Origin of the sequence: uncultured Campylobacter sp. (assembly GCF_938030785.1) — a bacterium.
Classification (GTDB): Bacteria; Campylobacterota; Campylobacteria; order Campylobacterales; family Campylobacteraceae; genus Campylobacter_B.
In genome coordinates this window covers 1-8,145 of the sequence record NZ_CALHIK010000188.1, presented here as the reverse complement: position 1 = coordinate 8,145, position 8,145 = coordinate 1, and the positions used below count along the sequence as shown (strand labels likewise).

At 47.8% G+C, this 8,145-nt stretch carries 7 protein-coding genes and 1 pseudogene; 2 read left to right on the top strand and 6 right to left on the bottom strand.

Translation table 11 applies throughout. From position 1 onward, the window contains the following. The 5 genes from Q0438_RS10775 to Q0438_RS10755 all read right to left on the bottom strand — a co-directional run. A partial coding sequence (locus Q0438_RS10775; protein WP_297964846.1) for a cysteine ABC transporter substrate-binding protein occupies positions 1-758 on the bottom strand: 758 nt, incomplete at its 3' end. Positions 759-778: 20 nt separating this feature from the next. Beyond that, positions 779-1,516 carry an amino acid ABC transporter ATP-binding protein gene (locus Q0438_RS10770; protein WP_299190787.1) on the bottom strand — a complete coding sequence of 246 codons (738 nt, stop codon included), beginning with the start codon at positions 1,514-1,516 and terminating at the stop codon, positions 779-781. Continuing rightward, positions 1,516-2,172 (bottom strand): amino acid ABC transporter permease, encoded by a 657-nt coding sequence (locus Q0438_RS10765; RefSeq protein ID WP_299190785.1) that lies wholly within the window; start codon positions 2,170-2,172, stop codon positions 1,516-1,518. Before Q0438_RS10765 ends, Q0438_RS10770 begins: the two co-directional genes overlap by 1 nt. A gap of 2 nt (positions 2,173-2,174) precedes the next feature. Beyond that, the gene (locus Q0438_RS10760; RefSeq protein ID WP_299190783.1) at positions 2,175-2,828 is read right to left on the bottom strand and encodes an amino acid ABC transporter permease; all 654 of its coding nucleotides are present in this window, start codon (positions 2,826-2,828) and stop codon (positions 2,175-2,177) included. Between the two features lie 163 nt (positions 2,829-2,991). Then, the gene (locus Q0438_RS10755; RefSeq protein ID WP_299190789.1) at positions 2,992-4,338 is read right to left on the bottom strand and encodes a DASS family sodium-coupled anion symporter; all 1,347 of its coding nucleotides are present in this window, start codon (positions 4,336-4,338) and stop codon (positions 2,992-2,994) included. A gap of 575 nt (positions 4,339-4,913) precedes the next feature. Here Q0438_RS10755 and Q0438_RS10750 point away from each other — a divergent pair. Further along, the gene (locus Q0438_RS10750; RefSeq protein WP_299190781.1) at positions 4,914-5,546 is read left to right on the top strand and encodes a hypothetical protein; all 633 of its coding nucleotides are present in this window, start codon (positions 4,914-4,916) and stop codon (positions 5,544-5,546) included. Between the two features lie 844 nt (positions 5,547-6,390). On the opposite strand, the gene purB is transcribed toward Q0438_RS10750, so the two are convergent. Beyond that, the gene (gene purB, locus Q0438_RS10745) at positions 6,391-7,722 is read right to left on the bottom strand and encodes an adenylosuccinate lyase (RefSeq protein WP_299190779.1); all 1,332 of its coding nucleotides are present in this window, start codon (positions 7,720-7,722) and stop codon (positions 6,391-6,393) included. Positions 7,723-7,792: 70 nt separating this feature from the next. On the opposite strand from purB, the pseudogene Q0438_RS10740 reads away from it, so the two are divergent. Beyond that, a pseudogene (locus tag Q0438_RS10740) lies at positions 7,793-8,145 on the top strand (RNA pseudouridine synthase); the annotation flags it as partial.

Sequence of the window (8,145 nt, the reverse complement as noted above, 5' to 3'; positions counted from 1 at the left end):
GCGAGCTTTACGATTAGATCGTCAAGCCATTTGCGAAGCTCGTCGTTGCCCTTTTTGACCGCAGGTGCTATGACGTCCTGATCGCCGAGCGAGCGGATGCCTACCTTAAAGCCAGGATTTGACTTCGTCCACGCGAACAAAAGCGTATTATCATGCGCGATCGCATCGCCTCTGCCGTCCAGCATCGCACCGAAAGTCTCGGTATTTTGGTCAAATTTTAAAAGCTTAATCTCGGGATGGTTTTTCGTAAAATACAGATCCGCGGTCGTGCCTTTGTTGATTAAAAGCGTTTTGTCCTTAAGCTGCGAAACGTCGGTGATATCGCCATTCGGGCTCGCGACGCCTAGAGCTACCTTCATATACGGCAGCGCGAAATCCACGACCTCTTTGCGCTCCGGCGTGACGGTGAAATTTGCAAGCGTAATATCGACCTTATCAGACGCCAAAAATTCCGCGCGATTGGCGGCCTCTACGAGCACGAACTGTACCTTGCTCTCATCGCCCAAAAGCTCCTTTGCGATGCGTTTTGCAAAATACACGTCATATCCCGCGTTTTTGCCCGTCTCGTCAATGTAGCCAAACGGCGGCTTATCGCCGAAAACGGCGATCCTTACTACACCACGCTTTTTAACTCCGTCTATATAGCTTTGCGGCGCGGCGGAACCTTGCGCGGAATTTGAGGAGCCTTTGCCCTCGTCGTTGCAACCTGCGAAAAATAACGCAACTAAGATAAAAAGCGTGCTTAGCGTTTTTTTCATCTTTTCTCCTTTATTAAAATTTATTTTTTAAATTCAAACATATTTAGAAATTTCTTCGCTCGCTCGCTCTTCGGAGCGGTGAAGAACGCCTCCGGTTCGCTAATCTCTACGATACTTCCCTCGTCCATAAAAACTATGCGATCGGCTACGGCGCGCGCAAAGCCCATCTCGTGCGTTACGATTAGCATCGTCTGCCCCTCTTTGGCAAGATTTAGCATTACGTCTAGCACCTCGCGCACGATCTCGGGATCAAGTGCCGCGGTAACCTCGTCAAAAAGCATGATCTTTGGCTTCATCACAAGGCTTCGCACGATCGCGATACGTTGCTTCTGCCCGCCGCTAAGTTCTTTGGGATAGGAGTTCTCCTTATCCGCAAGACCTACGATCTTTAGCCATTCGCGAGCTAAAGCTATCGCTTCCTCTTTCGGGACGTTTTGTACCTTCATCGGGCCCAGGATTATGTTATGCAGCACGCTTAGATGATCGAAAAGCTCATAGCTTTGAAAGACCATACCGATCTTTTGTCTGATCCTGCGCCAGTCTGTGAAATTTTGATCGATCCGCTCACCCTCGATTATAAAATTTCCGCTTTGTACCGGCTCTAGCCCGTTGATCGTGCGAAGTAGGGTGCTTTTGCCGCAGCCGCTAGGACCCAGGACCACCACGACCTCGCCCTGCGCGACGCTAAGGCTGACGTCCTTTAGCGCGTGCAGCTCGCCGTAAAATTTATTGACTTTATCGATTTTTAAAATTTCCATCAGCTCCACCTATTTTCTAGTTTTTTCGAAAGCACCGAGATCGGATAGCAGATCAAAAAATATACGAAAAATATCGCTCCGTAGATGATTAGCGGCGCGTAATTGTTGCGGAAGACATTTACTTCGATGATCTGCTGTCCGACCTTGACGAGCTCGATGACGCCGATTAGCACGGCAATCGAGGTTGTTTTTATCATCCTGCTGAATAAATTTATCGTTGCGGGCACTAGGCGCCTCATCGCAAGCGGCAGGATGACGTAGAGATAAATTTGAGATCTGCTAAACGCGAGCGCTTCGGCGCTTTCGAACTGATGCTTAGGGATGCTAAGTACGGCGCCGCGCACCAGATCCATCATCTCAAAAACGCCCCAGATGCTAAAGACGATGATCGAAGCTGCGATATTTGAAATGTGGATGCCAAATGCCTTGCTCGCGCCGAAATATACGATAAATAGCCAAACGATGGGCGGCATGATGCGCACGATCTCTAGGCAAATTTTAAGCGGGATGTATAAGGCTCTGCGCCCGGAGGCCATTAAAATTCCAAACACCAAGCCTAGAGCGAGCGAAACCGCGATCGAGATGAGCGCGATTTGCAGCGTGACCCCAAGTCCGCCCAGAAGCCTGATTAAATTTTCGCCGCCGAATAGTTCCATCGCTAGCCCCTCATATACGCAAGGCGCTTTTCAAGCAGCGTAAGCGCGAGCGAAAGCGGCAGGATTATGATCAGATACGATACGCTTAGCATAAACAGCGCTTCGTTCGTCTTGTAATACAGCCCGATCACGTCCTTTGCGGCATAGACTAGATCGGCAAGTGCGACGATGCTAACGATCGAGGTTTCTTTGAGTAGAAATATGATGTTTGCGCTGATGGAGGGTAGGGCGATTGCAAAAGCGCGCGGCAGCACGACGTAAAAGACTATCTGCGCCTCGCTAAGGCCTAGGCTCATCGCGCTTTCGATCTGGGATTTTTTTATCGCCTCAAAACCGAGCCTAAAGCTCTCGCTCATATAGCTTCCGCCCAAAAACGCAAGACCTACAATCGCGCAGGTAAAGCCTGAAATTTGAATGCCTAGCTTCGGCAAGCCGTAGTATAGAAAAAATAGCTGAATTAAAAGCGGAGTATTGCGAGATAGCTCGATATATGCGCTCACAAGCGGGCTTAACAGAGGTACTCTTTTATATTTTATTAGCGTGCAGATAAAGCCGATGATGATGGATAGTAAAATCCCGTAAAATGCGAGCTTTAGCGTTAAAATTCCCGCTTTTACGAACATAGGGCTAAATTTAGCTATAAAATCAAAATCCATAAATTCTCTCTTTAAAAAATGCGTTTATTATACAAATAACTGATTAAAGTAGTATTAAATCTAAAATTTATCGCTAAAACCGCGAGAATCACGAGCTGCAAAAATATAGCAAATAAATATATATAGTCCGAGTTGTTGCTCGGACTATAAAAACCGCAGAGGCTTAAGAGTAAAAAATATACGCGTAGCCCGAAACCAAAATTGCAGAAACCACGGCCAAAATTCCGCCGCTTCGCACCATCTCTATCTGGCGGATACGTCCCGTGCCGAAAACCAAAGCATTCGGCGGCGTCGCTACCGGCATTACGAAAGCGCAGCTCGCGCCTACGCCGATGATAATCGTAAGAGTTTCTTTCGGTAGCCCCATCTGAGCCGCCACTCCCGCAAATACGGGCACTAAAAGCGCAGCGGAAGCAGTATTGCTGGTAAATTCCGTTAGGCATATGATGAAAATCGCCGTTACAAGCAGTATGACGTAGGTAGGTGCTCCGCCGAAAGTGTGCGCGACTAGATCGCCCAGTACCTTAGAGGCTCCCGAATCGCCCAAAACAGCACTTAGAGTAAGTCCACCGCCGAAAAGTAGCAATACGCCCCACTCGGTGTTTTCTGCGATATCGTGCCATTTGGCAAGCCCTAGCACGACGATTGCGACTGCCGAGCAGATCGCGACGTAAGCGTCGTCTACCTTGAAGCCCGCAAGACCGGAAATTTGCTTCGAAAATATCCAGCCGATCGCCGTTAGAGCAAATACGACGATCGTAATTATGCGCTTGCGCGTCCAAGGGATATGCTCCAGATCCATCTCGATTTTATGGCTTAAATTCGGCTTGAAAATTACATAAAGCACCAAAAGCATTATCGGTAGCATCACTAACATTAGCGGCAAGCCTACCTTCATCCAGTCTGCAAAGCTATAGTGTAGCGCCTGTGCCACGATCAAATTCGGCGGTGAGCCTACGAGCGTGCCGAGACCGCCGATACTCGCCGAATACGCGATACCTAAAAGCAAAAATACGAGCGTGCCGCGGTCTTTACTCTCATCCATGTTGGCGCAAATTCCAAGTGCGATCGGAAGCATCATCGCCGCAGTCGCGGTATTTGAAACCCACATCGAAAGTATCGCGGTAGCAAGGCAGATCAAAATCGCAGCTACGCCCAAGCGACCGCCCGAGCGAGCGATTAGCCACATCGCGATCTTTTTATCGAGCTTTTGCATATGCAGAGCCGTCGCCAGAGCAAAGCCGCCGAAAAATGTAAAGATCGTAGGATTTGCAAAATTTGCGAGCGCGCTTTTAATGGTAGTGGCGGTGAAAGTGCCGTCCTTGGCAAATTTACCAAGTCCGATCGCAACCGCTAGTATCGGCACCATAAGCGCGGTGACCGTGATATGTACGGCTTCGGTAAGCCACATAATCGCGATGAAAGCAAGTAGTGCGAGGCCCTTCTTAACGTTCGGCTCGAAAGGCAGCGCGGCATACAGCGCAAAAGCTACCGCCGCAGCGATCGCCATAATGATGACGCCGCGCTTAGGAAAGGGGGCGGTATCCGTAAGCCTATCTAAGCCCAACTCGTCCACATCCGAATCCAAAGGTCCGTGGAGGCGCGAGTTGTGCAACTCTATTTTATTTTCTTCCATAAATGCTCCTTTTTAGATTTGGCTTATAATACAAAAAATGCGGCGGGAATTTTATAAATTTTAAATCAAATTATCTTAAATTTTAAATACGCAGTTACCATCGGTAACACGGCGCAAGCTTTATGTGTAAATTTTAAATTTCAGATAAAAACGTGAAATTAATCGAGTGTTTTAAATTTAATCAAAGATTACTTTTCGGGGTGCTTTGGCGTTTAAATTTTTGCGGGCTGTGCGCGGGACGAGACAAGGAATTTCGCCCCGAATTAGCGAGGTAAAATTCCAACTCTTATCGCGAAATTCATCGAAATTTCAAAAAAAGGATATTATAATCAACAAATTTTAAATGTGCTTGTAAACGAACCCGGCGGCAGAATGCTTAAGGACGGCAAGCGGTGAAATAGCAAAAGCGGCGGCGGGAAGCTCAAAATTTTAAATTGCAAGGAGAAAATATGAAAAACAAAATTTTAATCGCGGCGTTTGCCGCTGTGGTATGTGCGAGCGCAAGCTTCGGCGAAGGGATATTTTTAGGTATCGAAGGAGATTATTCTTTTAAATCCAGCCTCACTACTAAATGGTCTGACGAGGACGATTCCGGCACGAATAAATATAGTAAGGCTCAGCCTGCACTCGGCTTTAAAGGCGGCTATGATTTTGGTATCGCAAGAGCTTACGGCGAGTACTTGTATGATTTTAAAGTTTCAAAAACGGGCACTGACGAGACCGTTACATTTAAAGACGAGTGGAGTAAACATAGCCTGCTTGTAGGCGGGGATTTTACGCCTGAGATTACGAACGACTTTAAACTCGTAGCGGGCGCTTATACGGGAGTTTCATTTTTAAAATATAGAGCTTATTCGTATGATGACTTTGACGGAAGTAGCAATTCACTTTCAAAGACGGTGCCGGGCTGGGTCATCGGCGCGAAGCTGGGCGGGCTATATAACTTTGATACGCACCACGAGATCGAGTTTGGCTACAAGGCGGACTACACGAGATACAAGGCTAGTAAGCTCGGAGAGGACGTAGACAAGGTATATGAGACCAACCATGGAATTTATCTAGGGTATAACTTTAAATTTTAAGTTCGTTATAAATCTCGCTAGGATAGGGCGAACAAACCTCCCGCCCTATCCGCTTTTAAAATTCCAAACAATTCCTAGCTCAGCCAAATTTTATAGTTAATTAGTTTAAAACCCGCGGCAAAATTTGGAAGCGGCTATGGCAAAGCTGCGAGCTGCCGCTAAGATTAGATACCGAATTTTAATTGTCAGTGTGGTCAAGAATTGCGAAATTTTAAAGATATTTGCGCGCAAATTTAGGCTTATATTTTTTAGCGCCGCCTAGAATTTTAAAGAATTTAAACTAGATGGGCTTTTAAAATTTTTGCGCGAGCTTGTTTGTTAGCCGAGAGCCGCAAAGGTTTTGAGCTTGCGGAAAATGAAAATTTGCCGATATCGCCGCCTTAAATTTGCATCTAAAATTCCGTCAATCCTTTGCAAAATTGCGGCTTAGAATTTCTGAGGCAATACAAGAAATTTCAAATTCTCAAAATTTTTAGTGATTGCTTAGTGTAGAAATTCTGTGCAGATGCGGCGAGATAATCGCACTACGTATTCGTGCCAATTTATAAGCGGCTTGCTTGGCAAAAATTCTGCACTCGTGGGTTTTAAAATTTAGCGCTAAAATTTTGCGGCTGCAAATTTAGCCGCAGACGCGGAATTTTGCCTTTATAAAATTTCGCGGCGGAAGTAGCGATAAGATAACGCTGAATTCAAACTATAGAAGTGCCGTGTTTTTACTAAAACTAAGACCTTAATCGTGAAGCGGCTTCCATGGCGAGCTAATCGCAGGTATAAATCCTAAAGCCTGCTTCGCTGCATTTTTGCGGATTTGCTTGCAATTTAAGAAGCAAATCCGTCGCGTTTGCTATTTGCCAAAAACTCTTTTAAAAATCCCATCCACGTGTCTGGCGTAATACGCATAATCAAAGCACTCTTTTATCTCGGCTTCGCCCAGGCTTGCGCGTAGCTCCTCGTCGGCGAGCAAATTTTGTAAAAACAGGCTCTCGCCGTTTTCGTTTATCGCCTTTTTGCCCTCTTGCAGATCCGCCCAGACCTTCATCGCGTTGCGCTGGACGATCTTGTACGCGTCCTCGCGCGAGATCCCGCGCTGCGGAAGCTGTAAAAGTACGCGCTGAGAAAAGACGAGCCCGCCGGTTAAATTTAGATTTTTCATCATATTTTCTGGATAAACTACCAAATTTGCGATCAAATTCGTAATGCGCGCAAGCATAAAATCGGCCGTGATAAAGGCGTCTGGCAGTATAAATCGCTCGACCGAGCTGTGGCTGATATCGCGTTCGTGCCAGAGCGCGACGTTTTCGAGCGCCGGCGTCACGTATGAGCGCAGCATCCTGCAAAGGCCGGTGATGTTTTCGCTAAGCACGGGATTGCGCTTGTGCGGCATCGCGCTAGAGCCCTTTTGGCCGGGGCTAAAGTATTCCTCTGCCTCGTAAACTTCCGTCCTTTGGAAGTGTCGCACGGCGACGGCGATCTTTTCGCAGGTGGCGGCTAGGACGGCGATCGCGCTAATGACGTGGGCGTAGCGGTCGCGCTGGATGACCTGATTTGACGCTGGGGCGGGTTTTAGACCAAGCTGCTCGCAGGTTAGCTCTTCAAACTCGAGCGGTGCGTGAGCGAAATTTCCCATCGCACCGCTTAGTTTGCCGTAGGCGGCGACCTCTTTGGCGTCCTGCAGCAGCTTTAGCGCGCGCGCGACCTCGTCGTACCAGACCGCAAGCACGAGCCCGAAGGTGATCGGCTCGCCGTGGATGCCGTGGCTACGGCCGACCATCATCGTATTTTTGTGCTCCTGAGCTCTGGTTTTGATCGCGCTCATCAGGCCTTTTAGGTCCTCGATAATGAGCTCCATGCTGCTTTTGATCTGAAGCGCGACGGCGGTGTCAATGCAATCTGAGCTAGTCATGCCGTAGTGTACGAAGCGGCTCTCCTCGCCTAGGCTCTCGCTCACGCTCGTTAGAAATGCGATCACGTCGTGCTTGGTCGTCTTTTCGATCTCGTCGATGCGCCGAACGTCAAATTTAGCGTTTTTGCAAATTTTCTCGCAGTCCGTATCGCTGATAAAACCTAGTTTATTCCACGCCTTGACTGCGGCCTTTTCGACCTCCAGCCACGCACTGTATTTTGCCTGCATATCCCACTTTTGCGCCATCTGCTCGCGCGAATATCTCTCTACCATTTTGCAACCTTTGCTTGAATTTTTGTATAATGATGCCAAGATTATATAAAAGCGGGGCTGAAATTTTAATATGGGCTACGAAAAACGAAGTTTGGGCGTATTTGAGGGGCGTAAAATTTATGAAATTTTACTCGGCCTTGGATACGATATGAAAGGCGCGCAGCGCATCTGCGACAAGCGCAGGATCGTCGATGCAAACGATCTGAATTTACACAAAAACTCTGTCGTACAGGGCGAAATTTTTATGATCGATTATAAATGCGAGCCGCGTGGGCTGAAGCCGATTTTTGAGTGCGACGAGTTTGTGGCATTCGATAAGCCGAGCGGCATCCTAAGCCACCCCAGCGGCAGAAACTCCCCCTACAATATGTACGACGAGATCTGGTCGCTATACGGGCAGGATGCGTGCGTGGCGCACAGGCT

Excerpts from the sequence above, each read along its gene's own strand:
- Q0438_RS10760 (WP_299190783.1), bottom strand. The coding sequence starts at position 2,828 with ATGGATTTTGATTTTATAGCTAAATTTAGCCCTATGTTCGTAAAAGCG.
- Q0438_RS10755 (WP_299190789.1), bottom strand. The coding sequence starts at position 4,338 with ATGGCGATCGCTGCGGCGGTAGCTTTTGCGCTGTATGCCGCGCTGCCT.
- Q0438_RS10770 (WP_299190787.1), bottom strand. The coding sequence starts at position 1,516 with ATGGAAATTTTAAAAATCGATAAAGTCAATAAATTTTACGGCGAGCTG.
- Q0438_RS10750 (WP_299190781.1), top strand. The coding sequence starts at position 4,914 with ATGAAAAACAAAATTTTAATCGCGGCGTTTGCCGCTGTGGTATGTGCG.
- purB (WP_299190779.1), bottom strand. The coding sequence starts at position 7,722 with ATGGTAGAGAGATATTCGCGCGAGCAGATGGCGCAAAAGTGGGATATG.
- Q0438_RS10765 (WP_299190785.1), bottom strand. The coding sequence starts at position 2,172 with ATGGAACTATTCGGCGGCGAAAATTTAATCAGGCTTCTGGGCGGACTT.